The sequence below is a fragment of the Serratia sp. M24T3 genome, assembly GCF_000257645.1.
Taxonomy (GTDB): Bacteria; Pseudomonadota; Gammaproteobacteria; order Enterobacterales; family Enterobacteriaceae; genus Rouxiella.
In genome coordinates this window covers 66,496-86,255 of record NZ_AJHJ01000010.1, presented here as the reverse complement: position 1 = coordinate 86,255, position 19,760 = coordinate 66,496, and the positions used below count along the sequence as shown (strand labels likewise).

The window sequence follows — 19,760 nt, the reverse complement described above, 5'->3', positions numbered from 1 at the left end:
TATTGTGTGCAAAGAAGCGCCGAGATACAACCAACAAACCTTATCGAATAAAATTACTGGAGTCATTCGTGGTTCAACTCTCAGATAAAACACGGGCTATTGGCAAAGCAGACGCGCTGCCAGGCCGTACAACACCCATGCCGGTTGCTACGCTTCATGCCGTTAACGGCCATTCCATGACCCACGTGCCAGACCACATGGAAGTCGCCATTTTTGCCATGGGCTGCTTCTGGGGCGTCGAACGCCTATTCTGGCAGTTGAACGGCGTTCACAGCACTGCTGCGGGTTACGCCGGCGGTTTCACGCCGAATCCAACCTACCGTGAAGTGTGCAGCGGCCAAACTGCTCATGCCGAAGTGGTTCGCGTAGTGTTTGACCCAACAATAGTCAGCTATGAACAGTTACTGCAAACCTTCTGGGAAAATCACGATCCGGCGCAGGGTATGCGTCAGGGCGGCGACATTGGTACCCAGTATCGCTCGGCTATTTACGTTCTCAGTGGCGAACAGCAACTTGCAGCACTGGCCAGCCTGCAACGCTTCCAGGACGCGATGAAAGCAGCTGGCGATGCTCGCGCGGTAACAACCGAAATCAGCGAAGCCATGCCCTTCTACTACGCAGAAGACGATCATCAACAGTACCTTTACAAAAATCCTGAGGGCTATTGTGGCCTTGGCGGTATCGGCGTCTGTCTTCCTCCTCAACGACAAGGCTGACAGACGTTGTTTACTATAGTAGAAGGGTTGAGTTAAGGGATTAAGTTGGCACCATAAAACGGCTAGAGATTCAGCAGTAGCGGTGATATCACTGGCACTGCTATACTATGCGGGCCGCAATCGCGGCCCGGTAAAACGTTTCTTGCTGTTATCTTAGCTTTTATCACCTGCGAGTGATTTTTCTTTTAACAATACCAAACGAATTACCTTTCCCTGTCGGCCTCCGAGCCGGTGTTAAACGGATAGATTATGTTAAACAGTATTTTACTGATTCTTTTATTAATCGCGATCAGTGCCTTTTTCTCTTTATCTGAGATATCGCTGGCTGCATCGCGCAAAATCAAACTCAAACTTTTGGCAGATGAAGGAAACATCAACGCCGTTCGTGTACTCAAGATGCAAGAAACACCAGGATTGTTCTTCACCGTTGTCCAAATTGGTCTCAATGCCGTTGCCATTTTAGGCGGTATCGTCGGTGACGCTGCCTTCTCCCCGGCTTTCCAAACCTTTTTCGAAAAGTTCCTGTCTCCGGAACTCGCCGATCAGGTCAGCTTTATCTGCTCCTTTGTTCTGGTCACCAGCCTGTTTATTTTGTTCGCTGACCTTACCCCGAAGCGCATCGGTATGATTTCACCCGAGATTGTTGCCGTCCGGATAGTCAACCCGATGCGTTTCTGCCTGATGATTTGCCGCCCTATGGTCTGGTTCTTTAACGGACTGGCGAACATGATTTTCCGCCTGTTCAAACTGCCGACCGTGCGTAATGACGACATTACTTCCGACGACATTTATGCCGTGGTTGAAGCCGGTGCGTTGGCTGGCGTGCTGCGCAAGCAGGAACATGAGTTGATTGAAAACGTTTTTGAACTCGAATCGCGCACCGTGCCGTCGTCAATGACCTCGCGTGAAAGCGTCATTTACTTTGACTTGCGCGAAAGCGAAGACAGCATCAAAAATAAAATCTCGACTCATCCTCACTCGAAGTTTCTGGTATGTGACGGGCAAATTGATCAGGTTGTCGGTTATGTCGACTCCAAAGATTTGCTGAATCGCGTATTGGGAAATCAGAGCCTGATGCTGAGCAGCGGGGTGCAAATTCGCTCGGCGCTAATCGTCCCCGACACCTTGACCCTTTCTGAGGCATTAGAAAGCTTCAAGACTGCCGGTGAAGACTTTGCCGTTATTCTTAATGAATACGCGCTGGTCGTTGGCATCATTACCCTGAACGACGTGATGACTACGCTGATGGGCGATCTGGTTGGTCAGGGCATGGAAGAACAGATTGTTGCCCGTGATGAAAACTCATGGCTGATTGAAGGCGGCACGCCAATTGAAGACGTGATGCGCGTGCTGCATATCGAAGACTTCCCGCAGTCTGGTAATTACGAAACCATTGGCGGCTTCATGATGTTTATGTTGCGTAAAATTCCTAAGCGCACCGACTTTGTGAAATTCGCCGGCTTCAAATTTGAAGTGGTAGATATCGACAGCTACAAAATCGATCAGCTATTGGTCACTCGAATTACTGACAAACCGGTAGCCTCACTGCTTCCAAAATCTGCTGAAGATTCGCTGGCCTCATAGCGGGCTGGTTGCAGGCAGATTCAGAAGATAAAAACTAAAAAGGCCGCTTTAATTAGCGGCCTTTTTTTCAGCATTTTTTAGCTCAGAGAAAACATTCAGCGCCCTTTGTCGCCTGTTATGCTTCGAGCTGCAGATGAACAACCTGTTTGTTCACCTCAGACATTACGCTGAAATGGCGTTTGTCACGAATTTTTGGCAACAGTATCTTGCCCTGATCGAACTCAAATGCACCGACATCTTTGATGTACAAACGGCCTCTGAACAACGTTTTCACATACTTCGCCACGATTAGTGGATTATAACGCTGGAAGATCCTCATCTTATTTCACTTTCCTCCCTTGAGTATTTCGTTGGCTCAGACCCTGCGTTGATTAATGCTATTGATTACAGATTGTCTGAGTTGTACTGCTATACGCTGAGTAGACCTAAAAGATAGCACTCAGTTCCTTTGCCACCAGTCTATTTCACTACTTTTACACAGACTGACGATATTGAATCTTTATTTATAAACGCTGCATAGTTTAACGCTTCAATATGTACCGGATATTACAGCGCGTAAATTTTTCACCATTTTATCCTCCAGAACTATGAGACAAAATCCAAATTTTTGCTAAGCACAGCACATTGTTGACATTTCAACAGGACAGACCACTTAACCCCCACCTATGATTCACTCAGGTCACAATATCGATGACATCATAAATCCCTTTCCTCACTAAAATTGTCAGGAGAATCTATGCTAGTTAAGTATTTATCAATTATAGCCTGCTTATTAGTTTCATTTATGGCTTCAGCCCACAATTTTGAGATCGGCAGCCGCCTTGCCGCCGTCGGCGTGGACGACAAAGGTGAGCTGAGCTATGAAAATGGTCAATTTAGCTATAGCCGCTGGAACAGCGCCAAGTTGCCCGGCAAGGTGCGCATCGTTCAGCACATGGCTGGCAGAACCGCGGCAAAAGAGATGAACGAACCATTGATTGAGGCAATTCGGCAAGATAATCTGCCGCGCGATCGCTACCAAACCACCACTATCGTGAATACTGACGACGCAATTATAGGCACCGGCCTGTTTGTGCGTAACAGCATTGAAAGCGGTAAAAAAGAGTTTCCCTGGTCACAGGTCATCGTCGACAGCAACGGGGAAGTTAAAAAGGCGTGGCAATTGCAGAGCAAGAGCTCAGCTATCATCGTGCTGGATAAAAACGGGATGATTCGCTTCGCCAAAGAAGGCGCGTTAACATCGCAGGAAGTGCAGAAAGTGATAGATACGGTGAATCAGTTGGTTAAGGAGTAAAAGCCCGAATAGCGCTTTTACTCCCCCGCTTAACCAGACAGGTCAATTTAAACAGCTTAAAACAGCGAAACCCTGAATCCAGGATTAAGGAATGATTCTTTCGGAGTATAGGTAAGGGTCTGACCCTGCCAGTCGGTGACGGTAGCACCGGCGGCGCTCGCCACGGCGTGGCCAGCAGCAGTGTCCCACACTGAGGTTGGTCCAAAGCGCGGATAAAGCTGGGCAGCACCTTCTGCGACCAGACAAAACTTCAGGGAGGAACCAATGGTTACCGTCTGATGCTCACCGAGCTGCGCCAGATAATCCTGCAACTCCTGATCGTCGCTGTGTGAGCGGCTCACCACCACCAGCGGCGGATGCGCTTCGCGGGCAGTGATCTCGACCCGCTGGCCGTCTTCTTCTTTCCAGGCTTTGCCCTCGGCGGCGGCGTACATTACGCCAGTCACCGGCACGTATACCACGCCAAGCACCGGGCTACCGTTTTCAATCAATGCAATGTTAACGGTAAACTCGCCGTTGCGCTTAAGGAACTCCTTGGTGCCGTCCAAAGGGTCGACCAACCAGAAACGGGTCCAGTTCTGACGTACGGACCACGAAGGCGGATCTTCTTCCGACAGCAGCGGTATCGAAGGATCCAACGCCAGCAACCCTTTTTTGATCACGTTATGCGCGGCAATGTCTGCGGCAGTCACCGGTGAATCATCATTTTTCTGACGGGCATTGAGCGGCTGTTCTCCGTCGTAGACCTTCAAAATCGCAACGCCTGCATCGCGGGCGAGCTGGCAAATTTGTTCCAACATAGTCACCTCAGTACTTAATTCAGGAATTCATCATATTTAATTAAGCCTAGTTTTTTTTGCCGCTAATAGCCATCCCGTATTTGGATTCTGTTAATGATTTAATTTCAAAGCAATTTATTTGGATAATCTTCCCTACGTCGTCTCGGCTATTAATTCGTCATAGATCACACTTATTAGTGACAGCTGGTTACATTCTCTAATATTTTTGAGATACATGTCTTATTTCCCCTGCAAAACTTCTCTGACGGAGCCTTTATTATGCTTAAGCGTCACCTTCAACTTTCTGCACTGGCAATTTCAATTTTGGCGGTAACAGCACAGGCAGCTACGGTGGATCTGCGCATCATGGAAACCACCGACCTGCACAGCAATATGATGGACTTCGACTATTACAAAGATAAACCTACCGAAAAATTTGGCCTGGTGCGTACCGCAAGCCTGATTGAGGCCGCCCGTAGCGAAGTCAAAAATTCGGTGCTGGTAGACAACGGTGACGTTATTCAAGGCAGTCCATTGGGTGATTATATGGCGGCCAGAGGGCTTAAAACCGGTGATATTCACCCGGTCTACAAGGCAATGAATACCCTCGACTATGCGGTGGGTAATCTGGGGAATCACGAGTTCAACTATGGTCTGGACTATCTGAAAAAAGCCCTGGCCGGAGCAAAATTTCCCTATATCAATGCCAATGTTATTGACGCAAAAACCGGCAAGCCGCTGTTTACGCCGTTTATCATTACCAATAATCAGGTAACCGACAGCGAAGGCAAAACCCACAATCTGCGGATCGGCTATATCGGTTTCGTACCGCCGCAAATCATGGTGTGGGACAAAACTAACTTACAGGGCAAGGTCACAGTAGCTGATATCACCGAAACGGCCAAAAAATGGCTGCCGGAAATACGTAAACAAGGTGCCGATATCATTGTTGCTATCCCGCATTCCGGCCTTTCTGCCGAACCTTACAAAACGCTGGCTGAGAACTCGGTCTATTATCTCAGCCAGGTAAAAGGCATCGATGCGATTATGTTTGGCCATGCGCACGCGGTGTTTCCAAGTGCGGAGTTTGCCAATATCAAAGGCGCGGATATCCAGCAGGGCACCTTAAACGGCATACCCGCAGTAATGCCGGGCATGTGGGGTGACCATCTTGGCGTGGTGGATCTGGTACTGAATAATGACGATGGCAGTTGGAAAGTCAGCCATGCCAAGGCCCAGGCGCGGCCGATTTACGATCTTGCAGCAAAAAAATCCCTGGCGGCGGAAGATCCCAATTTAGTAAAAGTACTGGAGGCGGATCATAATGCCACCCGCGAGTTTGTCGGCCAGCCCATCGGAAAGTCTACGGCCAATATGTACAGCTACCTTTCGCTAGTTCAGGACGATCCGACAGTGCAGATCGTCAATAACGCGCAGAAAGCCTACACAGAACACTTTATTCAGGGCGATCCCGATCTGGCAGATCTTCCGGTACTCTCTGCCGCTGCACCTTTCAAAGCCGGTGGGCGTAAAAACGATCCGGCCAGCTTTGTAGAAGTTGAAAAAGGGCCGCTGACCTTTCGCAATGCCGCCGATCTCTATCTTTATCCAAATACTTTGGTCGTTATGAAGGTAACGGGTCAGGAAGTAAAGGACTGGCTCGAATGTTCGGCAGGAGAGTTTAATCAGATTGACGTTAACAGCAGTAAACCTCAGTCATTGATTAACTGGGAAGGTTTTCGTACCTATAATTTCGACGTAATTGACGGCGTTAACTATCAGATCGATGTCACCCAGCCCGCTCGCTTTGACGGCGAGTGCAATCTCATCAATAAAAATGCTGAACGCATTAAAAACCTGACCTATCAGGGCAAGCCAGTTAAACCCGACGCAGTCTTCCTGGTGGCGACCAATAATTATCGCGCTTACGGCGGTAAATTTGCCGGTACCGGCGACAAGCACGTTGCCTTTGCTTCGCCCGACGAAAACCGTGCGGTGCTCGCGGCTTACATCAGTGCCGAGAGCAAAAAGCACGGGGCGGTTACACCAAGCGCCGACAATAACTGGCGTTTAGCACCGATTTACGCCTCGCAGCCGCTAGATATTCGTTTTGAAACGTCACCGGACGCCAAAGCCGCAGAGTTCATTAAAACTCAGGCCCAATATCCAATGATCGCCAAAGGCACTGACGCAGTGGGTTTTGCTCTCTATCAAATAGACTTGCAGTCGCAGCGTCATTAAACGTGATGAGATCGCCGGCAACAAAAAAGGCGCTCAAGGCGCCTTTTCTAAATCACAACTTCTGTGCTTCTTTATGCAATCAATAGATTACAGGATTTCCAGCAGCTCAACTTCGAAAGTCAGCGCGCTGAATGGCGGGATAGATGCACCAGCACCACGCTCACCGTAAGCCAGGTTGTGAGGGATATACAGCTGCCACTTGGAACCCACTGGCATCAGAGTCAGTGCTTCAATCCAGCCAGCAATGACGCCGTTAACCGGGAACTCAGCCGGCTCGCCACGCTGTACAGAGCTGTCGAATACCGTGCCGTCAATCAGTTTGCCGGTATAGTGAACGCGAACGCGGTCCTGACGGCCAGGGATTGGGCCTTCGCCCTGAGTGATTACAGAGAATTGCAGGCCTGATTCAGTGCTGGTCACGCCTTCACGCTGTGCATTGGTAGCCAGGAATTCCTGACCTTCAACGGCCAAGGCTTCTTGACGTTGACGACGAACGGCATCAGCACGTTCGTGAACTTCACGCAGCGCACGGTGAACTACGTCAACTGGCACAGCAGGGGTATTCCCTTCCAGCGCATCGCGTAAACCTGCAAGAAGAGCATCAGGCTCAAGGCCTTCTAAACCAGATTCTTGCAACTGTTGACCGACCTGCAAGCCGATACCGTAACTTGCCTGAGCCTCAACGCTGTCAAATGAAGGGGTTGTCATGGAATTTCCTTTAATCATAAAAAGTCGAAGACGCAGCATAACAGCGCAGGACTTTTGGGTAAAATATTACAGCGAAAAACGATAGGTAACACCCCGCTTCACCTTGCACAAATAAGTAACCGAGGTGAACGAAGTCAGCAACTGAGCGAATCTTCAGGAGCTGACACAAGTCAGTGACTGGAGTGAGTGAAGGCAGCCAACGCCCCTGTATTTCAAAGGATGAAGGGGGTTTCCCCAATAGCATTTGGAATACAGGCAGGCGGCAACTGAGCGAACCTTCAAGAGCTGACAAAAGTCAGTGACCGAGGTGAACGAAGGCGGCCAACGCTCCTGTATTTCAAAGGATAAAGGGGTTTCCCCAATAGCATTTGGAAGACAGGCAGGCGGCAACTGAACGAATCTTCAGGAGCTGACACAAGTCAGTGACTGGAGTGAGTGAAGGCAGCCAACGCCCCTGTATTTCAAAGGATGAAGGGGATATCGCGAGAGGCGGTTAAACAGCTATACTAACGTTAGGTTATTTACATCTGATTTCATTAGTAATTGGCGTAACAAGAGAGGTTGTCATGGGCAAATACCCGCCCAGGAGAAGGAAGGCCACCCGCATTTATCAACCGATGTTGAGATCCTGGATTTCGATTATGCAAAGGCCATTGCGCAAGAAAGCCCCAGAGACGGAAAACGAGGCTGATCTGTCACAAGATTCTGAGTTGGAAGCAGGTGCAATTGAGCGTCCAGTATTAAAACCAAGGGCGCCATCGCCGCTGTCAAAAATCTGGCACCTGAGCGACGATTTTCACTGGATGGAGCCACTGCCGCTGTTCCACCGCCGCTGGATTATTGTCAGCATTATCGTGGTATTGGTGGCAATGTTGTGGCCTTATTCACCCACAAATACCTATGCGCCTTCGGATCAGCCAACCTCGATACCGATGCAGGCCGATTTACGCAACGAACAGGGGCGAACCACTCAGCTTCCACAGAATGACAACTCGCAGCCGGCAACTCAGCAGCCGCAGGGTAATTGGAGAAATTATCAGATTCAGTCAGGTCAGACGCTGGCCCAGCTGTTCCGCGATAACAATCTGATGGTCAATGACGTGTTTGCCATGGCGCAGGTGGAGGGTAATGATAAACCGTTGAGCAATCTGCACGCCGGTCAGCAGGTTAGAATTCAGGTTAATAGCCAAGGGGTCGTGACTGCCTTGCAAGTGACTAACGATCAAAATAATACTGTGACCTTTACTCGCCAGTCAGATGGAAGCTATCAGCGCCAGCGCTAAATCCCCGCTCTTAAAATGCAAAACGCCGGCACAAGGCCGGCGTTTTGACAGACTACTTAAAGCGTAATATTACGCTTCAGCAACCAGTACTACAGTCAGCTTGGCAAACACGTCGCTGTGAACCTGGAAGTCCACTTCGTGCTCACCCAGAGTGCGCAGAACGCCTTCTGGCAGACGAACTTCGCTCTTGGAAACCTTAACACCAGCCGCAGTTACTGCGTCAGCGATGTCACGGGTACCGATAGAGCCGAACAGTTTACCTTCGTCGCCTGCTTTAGACGCGATGGTAACAGAGCCCAGTTCGTTGATGCTGGTTGCGCGAGCTTCAGCGGCGCCCAGAACGTCAGCTAATTTAGCTTCCAGTTCTGCACGACGTGCTTCGAAATACTCAACGTTTTTCTTGGTAGCAGGAACAGCTTTGCCCTGTGGTACCAGGAAGTTACGAGCGTAGCCCGCTTTAACGTTAACTTGATCACCCAGGCTGCCCAGGTTTGCTACTTTATCAAGCAGAATAACTTGCATTACCTTAACCTCTCAAAGTCGTTTATGGACAGTGGCCTATTACTGATGACGATCAGTATATGGCAACAAAGAAAGGTAGCGAGCGCGCTTGATACAACGAGCGAGCTGACGCTGGTATTTTGCACGAGTCCCAGTGATACGGCTCGGTACAATTTTACCGCTTTCGGTAACGTAGTTTTTCAGCGTAGCGATATCTTTATAATCGATCTCTACAACGCCTTCCGCGGTGAAACGGCAGAACTTGCGACGACGGAAATAACGTGCCATTAGGCTAGTCTCCAGAATCTATCAAATCAATCTGCTCGGCATGTAACACCACTTTGTTCAGTCCATTGCGACCTTGATGGCAGCTAATGAATCCGGAAACAGTGAGTTGCGTGCCGACCGTTATACTGTGAGTTAATGCTTGTGACTGGTGTCCACTAACAACCACGGGCATTCTGCACCATGCTTGTCGGTTAAATCCGGCTTCCTGTTGCTGCGAGCGGTGCTCAAGCACAAACTGACAGTGAGGAATACCCGATGGACTGACTTTACGAATGGGGGTCTTGCACACAGTGCCAGACAACTCCAGGCGATTAGTCATCACAATTATTACTCTTCAGAATCCCCAGCTTCGGAATCATCGTTAGCTTCGGCGAAATCTTCACGACGCTCACGGCGTTCGTCTTTCGCTTTAACCATTGGTGAAGCTTCAGTTACCGCGTGTTTAGTGCGCATAACCATGCTACGGATAACGGCGTCGTTGAAGCGGAAGTTAGTTTCCAGCTCATCGATCGCTTCCTGCGGAGCTTCAACGTTCAGCAGAACGTAGTGGGCTTTATGCAGTTTGTTGATCGGATAAGCCAGTTGACGGCGGCCCCAGTCTTCCAGACGGTGAATCTGACCAGCAGCGTTAGTGATGGTTGCACTGTAACGCTCGATCATGCCCGGAACCTGTTCGCTTTGGTCAGGGTGAACCATAAATACGATTTCGTAATGACGCATAGAATTGCTCCTTACGGATTATTCAGCCTCCTGTCAGGGTCAACCGTGGCCCATGGAAGCAAGGAACGTGTTATGTGTACGGCTGAAAAAATGACGCGCAATTATATGACTGGGAGCCAAGAAACTCAAGGACCCAGTCTGATTAATTTTTCGGCGCGGTTCAGTTAGCGAGTTTTGTTTGATCTGTAGACGTTTTTTACAGTGAAATTACAGATGGGCGGCAAAAAAATCGGTCGCATGAATCGATCCGTTGACAGAAACTTTGTGTTTCGCCTCGGGTTCGCTGATAAAAGTCAGGTTAGCAGCCTGGTTATATGACTCAAGCGCCTGCTTAAGTTTCAAGCTTTCAATGTAAGGCACCAGATCATCTTTTTCGCCATGCCAGACAAACAGCGGTTTTTTGGCGATTATCGAGGTTTTATTGCTGATATCCAGACTCAGCAACAGCGCCGTTTGGCGTTCAAAATCTTCACGCGACAGTTCGCTGCCGCCACCATAAGACGGGAAAAGATGGTCTGAAAGTGAAGAGAAGTAGCCTGACCCCATCAAATTAGCCGCCGCTTTCACCCACGGATATTGCACCAGCGCCGCCATGGCAGTCATTCCCCCCATTGACACACCACCGACGCCAAGGCGTTTTTCATCGGCCAATCCGCGCGCAACAAAGGTTTCTTTCAGCAGGGCAAGCTCGGTGACGTTATTTTGCAGAATTCGCCAAAAGTTTTTCAACAGCACACTTTCATCCTGCTCAGCGCGAGCGCCGTGCATTAATGCGTCGGGCAATATCACCCGAAAACCAGCCTTGGCCAAAGTGTAACCAAAGTAGGAATAGATTTCTTTCGAAGAGGTAAATCCGTGATAGAAGAACACAGTCGGCAGTAATTCATGATATTTCCCGGCAGGAACCGCGTGGATTATCTGAATCCCCTCAACGTCTTCCTCGAACAATTCAACCATCTCTCGCTCCTTGGTTTTCAGGCCTCAATGGGTCAGGCTGCCTGTAAGTGACGAGCTTCAGTTTATCTGCCTGAAAAAATGCCACCACTAACTTTTTGCTATGTTTTATAACCAGCCGACAGGGGTTAAAACAATATCAACTGAAGATAGCGAATTGACACAAGATGCGCCTCGCCAGACTGCGCGCGACAGGTCTACACTGAATAATGACTTCTGGGGAATACCAATATGAAAATCAGACTTGCCGTGATTAAACGAGGCCTCAGTGCACTACTTTTATTGTGCATGCTCAATGCCTGTAGCCTGCTCAAGACTACGCCTGAACCGCCACCGCCGCCAACAGACAAAGCACAGGAAATAGTGCGCGCGCAGGCCACTACACTGACTAAAATCGGCACTGTTTCTGCCGACGTAGTAGGCAGCCCAATGGACGTGGAACGTGCTATCCATCGCAAGGCCAATGAGGCAGGAGCGCATTACTACCAGATACTGCTGATCAGCGACTCGATTCGACCGGGCCGCTGGTATTCAGAAGCCATCCTGTATAAATAAAAGCGGCCAGCTTCAATATCGTATTCGTCAATATTATCTTCATAAACATCGTGTTAAAGCACGCCGATGGCCCGCTCAATGAGTTGCTGGCACAGGCGGTCGTCAATCAGCGTATCGCCACGATCGTCGAGTACCAGCCGACACCAGGCATCAGCCAGCGGCGGTGAAGAAAACTCCAGCATTTCGGCGGCGGCATAGAGGTTAAACAGCTGGCTGGTAAAAATTCGCCCCTGCGCCTCTTCGGCCCTTTTCAGTCGCTGCACAAACTGGCGCGCCGCTTTGTCGAACAGCCGATTCTGGCCTCGTACCTCATGCAGACGTTGCTGAACCATTTCCAGTGCCGCAGGAATTTTTTTCAGGCTCCGCAATACGTCCAGACACATCACGTTTCCAGAGCCTTCCCAGATGCTGTTAACCGGCATTTCACGATACAGGCGCGACAACTCGCTTTCCTCGCAATAGCCTATGCCGCCCAACACCTCCATAGCCTCGGCGATAAACGGCATTCCCTGTCGACAGACCTCAAATTTTGCAGCCGGTGTGAGCAAGCGGGCGAGCACCTGTTCCTGGGCATTATCAGTCTCTCCGCGCGCATGAGCCAGGCGGAAAAGTAATGCCGTTTGCCCCTCCAGCCGCAGCGCCATACGGCAAAGCACCTGACGCATCAGAGGCTGTTCAATCAGAGGCTTGCCGAATACTTGCCGCTGAAAGGCATGATACAGCGCGACGGAAAATCCGCGGCGCATCATCCCGTGGCTGCCCAGCGCGCAGTCAAAACGGGTATGTCCCCCCATCTTGAGGATATGCCGCACGCCGTCACCCTCTTCTCCCAGTAGCCAACCTACGGCATCGAAAAATTCGACCTCACTGCTGGCGTTCGAACGATTACCAAGCTTGTCTTTCAGGCGTTGAATACGCACGTGATTGCGATCGCCATCTGGCAAAACTCGTGGCAGGAAGAAGCAGGACAAGCCTCCAGGCGCCTGTGCCAGCACCAGATGCGCGTCACTTTGTGGTACCGAGAAAAACCATTTATGCCCCACCAGCCGATAAGACTCGCCCGACCCACGGCTCTCAATTGGCGTGGCGGTGGTGGTATTGCTCAACACGTCAGAACCGCCCTGCTTCTCGGTCATACCCATGCCAATCAACAGCCCGCGTTTTTTATCGCCGGGCAATAAATGCGCATCATAACGGTCTGAAAGTAATGGCGTTAACCAAGACTGGAATTCATTAGGCAGTGACTGTTGCAACAAAGGGATCGCACCATGTGTCATGGTAATCGGACACAGCGTTCCGGCTTCGACCTGCGCATGCAACAAGAAACGAGCGGCTCGCGCGACATAACTGCCAATGCGCGCATCCTCTTCCCACGACAGATTGTGCACGCGGTTGGCCACGAGTCCCTGCATCAGCAAATGCCAGGCAGGGTGAAAGCGCACGTCGTCCAGCGGTTCACCGGTGGGTTCAAAACGTAAGAGATCGGGAGGATTGGCGTTGGCAAGCCGCCCCAGCTCCAGAGATTCGACCGACCCCAGCTGCTGCCCCAGCGAGGCAAGCACGTCGAGATCCCAGGCCGCATGTTGCCTGGTTACGGCTTCGCGCAACGCGGTATCAGAAAGGAATAAATTGCTGTTGCTCAGAGGTTTGGGCTGATTAAACACCCGGTGAGTTTCCCAGTTCATCGCCATCTCCGTCATCCATAGCATCTGGATTAAGTATGGTAAAAACTGAGTTTTTTACCGCAGAGTGGATCACAAACAGTGAAAACGCCCGCAATCGTGGAGGATGCGGGCGAATTTGATATTTACGCCACCGCTAAACGGCCGCGTACAGCGGATACTAGCCTTTGGCTTTTACCGCACGCTGACGCACGGCTTCAAACAGGCAAACGCCGGTCGCAACAGACACATTCAGAGAGGAAACCGATCCGGCCATTGGAATGCTGATCAGCTCGTCGCAGTGTTCACGAGTCAGACGGCGCATACCTTCGCCTTCCGCGCCCATTACCAGCGCCATCGGGCCGGTCATTTTGCTCTCGAACAGAGTGTGATCGGCTTCGCCGGCAGTTCCAACGATCCAGACATTGTGCTCTTGCAGCACGCGCAAAGTACGCGCCAGATTAGTAACGTTGATCAACGGCACGTTTTCCGCTGCGCCGCTGGCAACTTTTTTCGCCGTCGCATTCAGCTTGGCAGAACGGTCGCGGGGCACGATGACCGCGTGAACGCCGGCCGCATCGGCGGTACGCAGGCAGGCACCAAGGTTGTGCGGATCAGTAACGCCATCGAGTACCAGCAAAAACGGTGACTCCAGGCTTTCGAGCAGCGCAGGAAGATCGTTTTCCTGATACTGACGCCCTTCTTTAACTCGGGCAATGATCCCCTGATGAACCGCGCCTTCAGACTTGTCGTCAAGCCATTGACGGCTGGCAACCTGAAGCACGATGCCGCTGGCTTCCAGCTCATCAATCAGTGGTTTCAGGCGCTTGTCGTCACGGCCTTTAAGAATAAAGACTTCCAGAAAGCGCTGCGGATCGTTGTCGAGTAAGGCTTTAACGGAATGAATACCGTAAATAATTTCGCTCATGAGGCTCTTAATAGTGCTTTTTAAAAAAACATAATGCGGGCAACTTGTGCCCGCATGTGTCATGAATAGCTGTGATGCTTAACGGCGATTCTATCATTGACTGAGGTTGGCATCAGTCAATAAATACGCAGATTAGGATTCAATCTGCTTTTTCTTCGCTCGCTTGGCCTTGGTGGCTGCCGCAATCTTCTGCGTTTTATCGGAAGGCTTTTTAACTTTCTTGGGTTTGCCGTCTTTGCCCACAGCGCTGACAACTTTACCGGCCTTCGCCGCTTCTGGCTTCACTGCGGCCTTGGCAGTTTCAGCTCTACCCGCCCTTTTGGCTTTCGCTGGTTTGGCAGTTTTATCGCCGTCTTTACGAAATGCGCTGTCCGGCTCAAAGTTTACGTTCTTTTTCACTGAACGACGACGCCCCGAATTGGCAGCACCGGCTGGACGCATTGCGCGCTCGCCTTTTTTGGCACGATCGCGAGCAGTTTTGCCTTCACCACGCGGTTTGCGAGTGCTGGAAACCAGAGCAAAATCGATTTTACGCTCGTCCATGTGTACCGCTTCCACGCGAATTTCTACCGCATCACCGAGGCGGTAAACACTTCCCGAAGACTCGCCCACCAGACGCTGACCAATATTATCGTAGCGATAGTAGTCGTTATCGAGCGATGAAACGTGCACCAGACCGTCAATAAACAGGTCAGCCAGGCGGACGAAGAAACCAAAGCCGGTGACGCTGGAGATAATTCCGTTAAACACTTCGCCGACGTGATCCTGCATGAAGTCACATTTCAGCCAGTCGGCAACATTACGCGTGGCTTCATCGGCGCGACGTTCTGCGGTAGAACAGTGATCGCCCAACACCACCATATCTTCGTAATCGCTGTGGTAGCCGCCGGTTGGCGTCCAGCGATCCTTGAGATTACCGTGTTCTTTCGCCAGCACATATTTAATTGCGCGATGCAATGCCAGGTCGGGATAACGACGGATTGGTGAAGTAAAGTGCCCGTACGAGGTGAGTGCCAGACCAAAGTGCCCACGGTTTTCAGGATCGTAAACCGCCTGCTTCATCGAGCGCAGCAGCATGGTTTGCAGCATCTCGCGATCGGGGCGATCTTTCAGCTGGTCCATAATATCGGCATAGTCTTTCGGCTCAGGCTTGAGACCGCCGCCCATGGTCAAACTCAGCTCGCCCAGCACGCTTCTCAGCGCGGAAATATGGTCATCGCTAGGGCGGTCATGCACGCGGAACAGCGCCGGTTCGTTATGTTTTTCAACAAAACGCGCCGCGGCGATGTTCGCCATGATCATACATTCTTCAATCAGCTTGTGCGCGTCGTTACGAACGGTAGCTTCTACGCGTTCAATGCGACGCTCGGCGTTAAAGATAAACTTGGCTTCTTCGGTTTCGAAGGCAATACCGCCGCGTTCGGCACGCGCCTGATCGAGCACTTTGTACATCTTGTGCAGCTCTTCAAGATGCTTGACCAACGGAGCGTACTGCTCGCGCAGCTCTGGGTTACCTTCGATAATGTGCCAGACTTTGGTGTAAGTCAGACGGGCATGGGAGCTCATCACCGCTTCGTAGAACTTGGAAGTGGTCAGCTTACCGGTGGCTGAAATGGTCATTTCACAGACCATACACAGGCGGTCAACCTGAGGATTGAGCGAGCAAAGGCCGTTCGACAGCACCTCAGGCAGCATCGGAACAACCTGCGACGGGAAGTAAACGGAAGTTGCGCGGCTGCGGGCTTCATCGTCCAGCGCAGTGCCAGGACGCACGTAATAACTCACGTCGGCAATGGCAACCCACAGGCGCCAGCCGCCACCGCGCTTGGCTTCGCAGTAAACTGCATCATCGAAGTCTCGCGCATCTTCACCGTCGATAGTGACCAGCGGCAGATTACGCAGGTCAACGCGACCTTTTTTGGCTTCTTCGGGAACCTGCTCACTCAGGCCTGCGACCTGTTTTTCAACCTGTGGTGGCCAGACGTGAGGAATTTCATGGGTGCGCAGCGCGATATCTACCGCCATGCTGGTGCCCATTTTATCGCCGAGTACTTCAACGATTTTACCCACGGCCTTGGTACGGCGCGTCGGGCGCTGAGTCAGCTCGACGACCACCATGTAGCCCATGCGCGCGCCGTTAACGCCGTCTGCCGGGATCAGGATGTCAAAGCTGAGACGACTGTCGTCCGGCACCACAAAACCTGCACCGGCGTCAGTGAAGTAACGACCGACTATCTGGCTGACCTTAGGCACCACAACGCGAACAATACGCGCTTCGCGGCGACCTTTACGGTCAGTGCCAACCGGCTGAGCCAGCACTACGTCACCGTGGATACACATTTTCATCTGCTCGGCAGAGAGATAAACGTCGTCTTTTTTCACGCCTTCAAGGCGCAGGAAGCCATAGCCATCGCGATGGCCAATAACGGTGCCTTTCAGCAAATCCAGACGCTCCGGCAGCGCATAGCACTGGCGACGTGTAAATACTAACTGACCATCACGCTCCATGGCGCGCAGTCGACGACGCAGCGCTTCAAGCTGCTCTTCACCAGAAAGATTCAGTTCATTGCCCAGCTCTTCGCGGCTGGCAGGCGTTTCGCGTTTACCAAGATGTTCGAGAATAAATTCACGGCTAGGGATAGGCGATTCGTATTTTTCTGCTTCTCGTTCCAGGAATGGATCTTGTGACATAGCGGTTCCTCCGTTGTCATCAGCAGTTTGTTGAAAGTCTATGTTTCAACAAGCAATAATTTGTAGAGTTGAGCATAATCGCCAACCTTCTTGGTTAACGTGCATTGATCCAACTCATCAATAAAGTGGTCTACGGCGGTAGGCTAACCCTGTTCACCTGTGGGTACTTTACCCCGTTTTTTTCGCATTTATGATGACAGCGCTCCTAATGCGATAATACCCAATAGATTCCAAGATGATGGGCTATTTAAGATTACTCTATTGAGTGGTGTGCCCGCCACAAAAAGAAACCGGGCACAGTGCCCGGTTTTTAGTGGATTCGCCGCGGCAAACCCGTGATGAAGCCATTAAGAATTACGCGTCAAACGGGTCTCGCAGGATCATGGTTTCGCTGCGATCCGGTCCCGTAGAGATGATATCGACCGGCACTTCGGTCAACTCTTCTACACGTTTGATATAATCACGCGCAGCCTGTGGCAGTTTTTCCAGCGATTTAACGCCAAACGTGGTTTCCGTCCAGCCCGGCATGGTTTCGTAAATGGGCTCGATACCTTCCCAATTTTCAGCCGCCAGCGGTGTAGTGGTGACTTCTTTACCGTTTGGCAGGCGATATCCCACACACAGCTTGACCTCTTGCAGACCATCCAGCACGTCCAGCTTGGTCATGCAGAAACCTGAAAGGGAGTTAATCTGCACCGCGCGACGCACGGCCACAATATCAAGCCAACCGCAGCGACGACGACGGCCGGTGGTGGCGCCAAATTCGTTACCCTGCCTGCAAAGATATTCACCCACATCATCAAACAGCTCGGTCGGGAATGGACCGGCACCGACGCGAGTTGAGTAGGCTTTCACAATACCCAGCACGTAATCAACGTAACGCGGGCCCATACCAGAACCGGTAGCTACGCCGCCTGCTGTAGTATTTGACGATGTTACATAGGGATAAGTTCCGTGATCGATGTCCAGTAGTGTACCCTGCGCACCTTCAAACATGATCAGCTCGCCCTGTTTGCGTGCGTTATCCAGCAAATCGGAGACGTCGACAACCATAGCGGTAAGAATATCGGCAATTGCCATCACATCATCAAGAACTTTTTGATAATCAACCGCTTCCACTTTGTAGTAGTTCACTAACTGGAAGTTATGATAGTCGACAATTTCTTTCAGCTTGTGGGCGAAAGTTTCTTTATTGAACAGATCACCGACGCGCAATGCACGGCGAGCCACTTTGTCTTCATAGGCTGGGCCAATACCACGGCCAGTGGTGCCAATGGCTTTCGCACCCCGCGCTTTCTCACGCGCCATGTCCAGTGCAACGTGATAGGACAGGATTAGCGGGCAGGCCTCGGAGATCAATAGACGTTCGCGAACCGGGATCCCACGGGCTTCAAGTTCACCCATTTCTTTCATCAACGCGTCAGGCGCCAGAACCACACCGTTGCCGATGATGCTGGTGACGTTTTCACGTAAAATGCCAGAAGGAATCAAATGAAGTACGGTTTTTTCACCGTTGATAACCAGAGTATGACCGGCATTGTGACCGCCCTGATAGCGCACCACATATTTTGCCCGTTCAGTCAGCAAGTCGACAATCTTGCCCTTGCCTTCATCACCCCATTGAGTGCCAAGTACGACGACGTTCTTACCCATCTCAATAATCACCAGGTTGCGTTAAAAAAAGATACTAACATCCTGACCGGTGGCTTTCAGTACTTTTAGCATCCGATTGGCTGAAAAATTGCCGTTTCGTGCGACAGCTCTCTGATACGAGAATGAGGCTCGGAAAAAGCAAAAGGCCCGCAAGGGGCCTTTTGGCAATACTGTCAATCTGTCAGTATCGGCTTATGGTTTAGTCGTCTTGTCCGGTGATTTCATATAGCGGAAGAAATCATCGTTAGGACTCATCACCATTACGTCGTTACCGCTGCTAAAGCTCTCTCTGTACGCCTGAAGGCTACGGATAAAACCGTAGAAGTCAGGGTCAGCGCTGAATGCATCGGCAAACAGTTTGGCCGCCTGAGCATCACCTTCACCGCGAGTAATACGCGACTGACGTTCAGCTTCGGCAAGCGTCAGAGTAACCTGATAATCGGCAGTGGCACGCAATTTCTCGGCTTCTTCCTGACCTTGCGAACGATGACGACGAGCCACGGCTTCACGCTCTGCACGCATGCGCTGGAAGATGGCATCAGACACCTCGGCCGGCAGGTTGATTTGTTTGATACGCACATCAACCACTTCAATACCCAGAGCAGCCATGCTGTTAGGGTTCACCGCAGGCACTTTGCCATTGGTTTCCTGCTCTACGCGCTTGGCAACAGAGGCGATAGCATCATCGGCTTCGGTTGTAGCCGCAGCGGCGGCATCGTCATCGTCAGTCCCTTTATTCAGGGCATCGCGAACGTCCAGCGTCAAACGACCGCGAGAGTCGGTGACGATATCTTTCACGTCCAGACGACCAATCTCAGAACGCAAACGGTCACTGAATTTACGTTTCAGCAATACTTCAGCCTGAGACACATCGCCACCACCGGTTGCCAGGTAGTAACGGCTGAAATCGCTGATACGCCATTTCAGGTAAGAGTCGACGATCAGGTCTTTCTTCTCTTTGGTCACAAAGCGGTCGGCCTGGTTGTCCATAGTTTGCACACGGGCATCCAGCGTTTTCACTGATTCGACGAATGGCACTTTGAAATGCAGGCCTGGCGCATACACCAACGGCTTGTTGTCACCGTCGCGCAGAACCTTGCCAAAACGCAGCACAATCCCGCGCTGGCCTTCCTGCACCACGAATAGTGAAGCGTAAAGCGCCACCAACACTACAACAACGACAAGTAAAATTGACTTACGCATT

The 19,760-nt window shown here is 51.1% G+C and carries 19 protein-coding genes; 6 read left to right on the top strand and 13 right to left on the bottom strand.

Annotation, left to right across the window (positions count from 1 at the left end; genetic code table 11):
- Window positions 1-68: 68 nt before the first annotated feature.
- Together msrA and SPM24T3_RS10645 are read left to right on the top strand one after the other, a co-directional pair.
- On the top strand, window positions 69-716 hold the full coding sequence (msrA, locus tag SPM24T3_RS10650; protein WP_009636758.1) for a peptide-methionine (S)-S-oxide reductase MsrA: 648 nt from the start codon (window positions 69-71) through the stop codon (window positions 714-716).
- Window positions 717-965: 249 nt separating this feature from the next.
- Window positions 966-2,300, top strand: coding sequence for a hemolysin family protein (locus SPM24T3_RS10645; RefSeq protein ID WP_009636757.1), 1,335 nt, complete (start codon window positions 966-968; stop codon window positions 2,298-2,300).
- A 115-nt stretch (window positions 2,301-2,415) separates the two neighbouring features.
- Here the strand turns inward: SPM24T3_RS10645 and SPM24T3_RS10640 are convergent, their stop codons facing one another.
- Window positions 2,416-2,619, bottom strand: a complete 204-nt coding sequence (locus tag SPM24T3_RS10640; RefSeq protein WP_009636756.1) for a DUF1107 domain-containing protein — start codon at window positions 2,617-2,619, stop codon at window positions 2,416-2,418.
- Between the two features lie 417 nt (window positions 2,620-3,036).
- Between SPM24T3_RS10640 and SPM24T3_RS10635 the strand changes: the two genes are divergently transcribed.
- Window positions 3,037-3,594, top strand: a complete 558-nt coding sequence (locus tag SPM24T3_RS10635) for a YtfJ family protein (RefSeq protein WP_009636755.1) — start codon at window positions 3,037-3,039, stop codon at window positions 3,592-3,594.
- 56 nt (window positions 3,595-3,650) lie between these two features.
- Here SPM24T3_RS10635 and cysQ read toward each other — a convergent pair whose 3' ends face one another.
- On the bottom strand, window positions 3,651-4,394 hold the full coding sequence (gene cysQ, locus SPM24T3_RS10630) for a 3'(2'),5'-bisphosphate nucleotidase CysQ (protein ID WP_009636754.1): 744 nt from the start codon (window positions 4,392-4,394) through the stop codon (window positions 3,651-3,653).
- A 258-nt stretch (window positions 4,395-4,652) separates the two neighbouring features.
- Here cysQ and SPM24T3_RS10625 point away from each other — a divergent pair, with 258 nt between their 5' ends.
- Window positions 4,653-6,614: a bifunctional 2',3'-cyclic-nucleotide 2'-phosphodiesterase/3'-nucleotidase gene (locus SPM24T3_RS10625; RefSeq protein WP_009636753.1), complete on the top strand. Its 1,962-nt coding sequence runs from the start codon at window positions 4,653-4,655 to the stop codon at window positions 6,612-6,614.
- 87 nt (window positions 6,615-6,701) lie between these two features.
- Here the strand turns inward: SPM24T3_RS10625 and fklB are convergent, their stop codons facing one another.
- Entirely contained in the window at window positions 6,702-7,322 is a 621-nt protein-coding gene (fklB, locus tag SPM24T3_RS10620) for an FKBP-type peptidyl-prolyl cis-trans isomerase (protein ID WP_009636752.1), read from the bottom strand.
- A 566-nt stretch (window positions 7,323-7,888) separates the two neighbouring features.
- Between fklB and SPM24T3_RS10615 the strand changes: the two genes are divergently transcribed.
- Window positions 7,889-8,605, top strand: a complete 717-nt coding sequence (locus tag SPM24T3_RS10615) for an OapA family protein (protein ID WP_037378227.1) — start codon at window positions 7,889-7,891, stop codon at window positions 8,603-8,605.
- Window positions 8,606-8,674: 69 nt separating this feature from the next.
- Here SPM24T3_RS10615 and rplI read toward each other — a convergent pair whose 3' ends face one another.
- The 5 genes from rplI to yjfP all read right to left on the bottom strand — a co-directional run bounded on the left by rplI (window position 8,675) and on the right by yjfP (window position 11,071).
- Complete coding sequence (gene rplI / locus SPM24T3_RS10610) at window positions 8,675-9,127, bottom strand: 50S ribosomal protein L9 (protein ID WP_009636750.1); 453 nt, start codon at window positions 9,125-9,127, stop codon at window positions 8,675-8,677.
- Between the two features lie 39 nt (window positions 9,128-9,166).
- The gene (gene rpsR, locus SPM24T3_RS10605; RefSeq protein ID WP_004392491.1) at window positions 9,167-9,394 is read right to left on the bottom strand and encodes a 30S ribosomal protein S18; all 228 of its coding nucleotides are present in this window, start codon (window positions 9,392-9,394) and stop codon (window positions 9,167-9,169) included.
- Between the two features lie 4 nt (window positions 9,395-9,398).
- A complete protein-coding gene (gene priB / locus SPM24T3_RS24650; protein ID WP_071988424.1) occupies window positions 9,399-9,713 on the bottom strand; it encodes a primosomal replication protein N in 315 nt (104 codons plus the stop codon).
- Window positions 9,714-9,721: 8 nt separating this feature from the next.
- Window positions 9,722-10,114, bottom strand: a complete 393-nt coding sequence (gene rpsF, locus SPM24T3_RS10600; protein ID WP_009636749.1) for a 30S ribosomal protein S6 — start codon at window positions 10,112-10,114, stop codon at window positions 9,722-9,724.
- 207 nt (window positions 10,115-10,321) lie between these two features.
- Window positions 10,322-11,071 (bottom strand): esterase, encoded by a 750-nt coding sequence (gene yjfP, locus SPM24T3_RS10595; RefSeq protein WP_009636748.1) that lies wholly within the window; start codon window positions 11,069-11,071, stop codon window positions 10,322-10,324.
- 228 nt (window positions 11,072-11,299) lie between these two features.
- Between yjfP and bsmA the strand changes: the two genes are divergently transcribed.
- Window positions 11,300-11,623 (top strand): biofilm peroxide resistance protein BsmA, encoded by a 324-nt coding sequence (gene bsmA / locus SPM24T3_RS10590; protein ID WP_009636747.1) that lies wholly within the window; start codon window positions 11,300-11,302, stop codon window positions 11,621-11,623.
- Between the two features lie 53 nt (window positions 11,624-11,676).
- On the opposite strand, the gene SPM24T3_RS10585 is transcribed toward bsmA, so the two are convergent.
- The 5 genes from SPM24T3_RS10585 to hflC all read right to left on the bottom strand — a co-directional run bounded on the left by SPM24T3_RS10585 (window position 11,677) and on the right by hflC (window position 19,759).
- Window positions 11,677-13,308 (bottom strand): isovaleryl-CoA dehydrogenase, encoded by a 1,632-nt coding sequence (locus tag SPM24T3_RS10585; RefSeq protein WP_009636746.1) that lies wholly within the window; start codon window positions 13,306-13,308, stop codon window positions 11,677-11,679.
- 157 nt (window positions 13,309-13,465) lie between these two features.
- Complete coding sequence (gene rlmB, locus SPM24T3_RS10580; RefSeq protein WP_009636745.1) at window positions 13,466-14,212, bottom strand: 23S rRNA (guanosine(2251)-2'-O)-methyltransferase RlmB; 747 nt, start codon at window positions 14,210-14,212, stop codon at window positions 13,466-13,468.
- Between the two features lie 132 nt (window positions 14,213-14,344).
- On the bottom strand, window positions 14,345-16,903 hold the full coding sequence (gene rnr / locus SPM24T3_RS10575) for a ribonuclease R (RefSeq protein ID WP_009636744.1): 2,559 nt from the start codon (window positions 16,901-16,903) through the stop codon (window positions 14,345-14,347).
- Between the two features lie 354 nt (window positions 16,904-17,257).
- Window positions 17,258-18,556, bottom strand: coding sequence for an adenylosuccinate synthase (locus tag SPM24T3_RS10570; RefSeq protein WP_009636743.1), 1,299 nt, complete (start codon window positions 18,554-18,556; stop codon window positions 17,258-17,260).
- Window positions 18,557-18,748: 192 nt separating this feature from the next.
- A complete protein-coding gene (hflC, locus tag SPM24T3_RS10565; RefSeq protein ID WP_009636742.1) occupies window positions 18,749-19,759 on the bottom strand; it encodes a protease modulator HflC in 1,011 nt (336 codons plus the stop codon).
- Between the last annotated feature and the right edge of the window lies 1 nt (window position 19,760).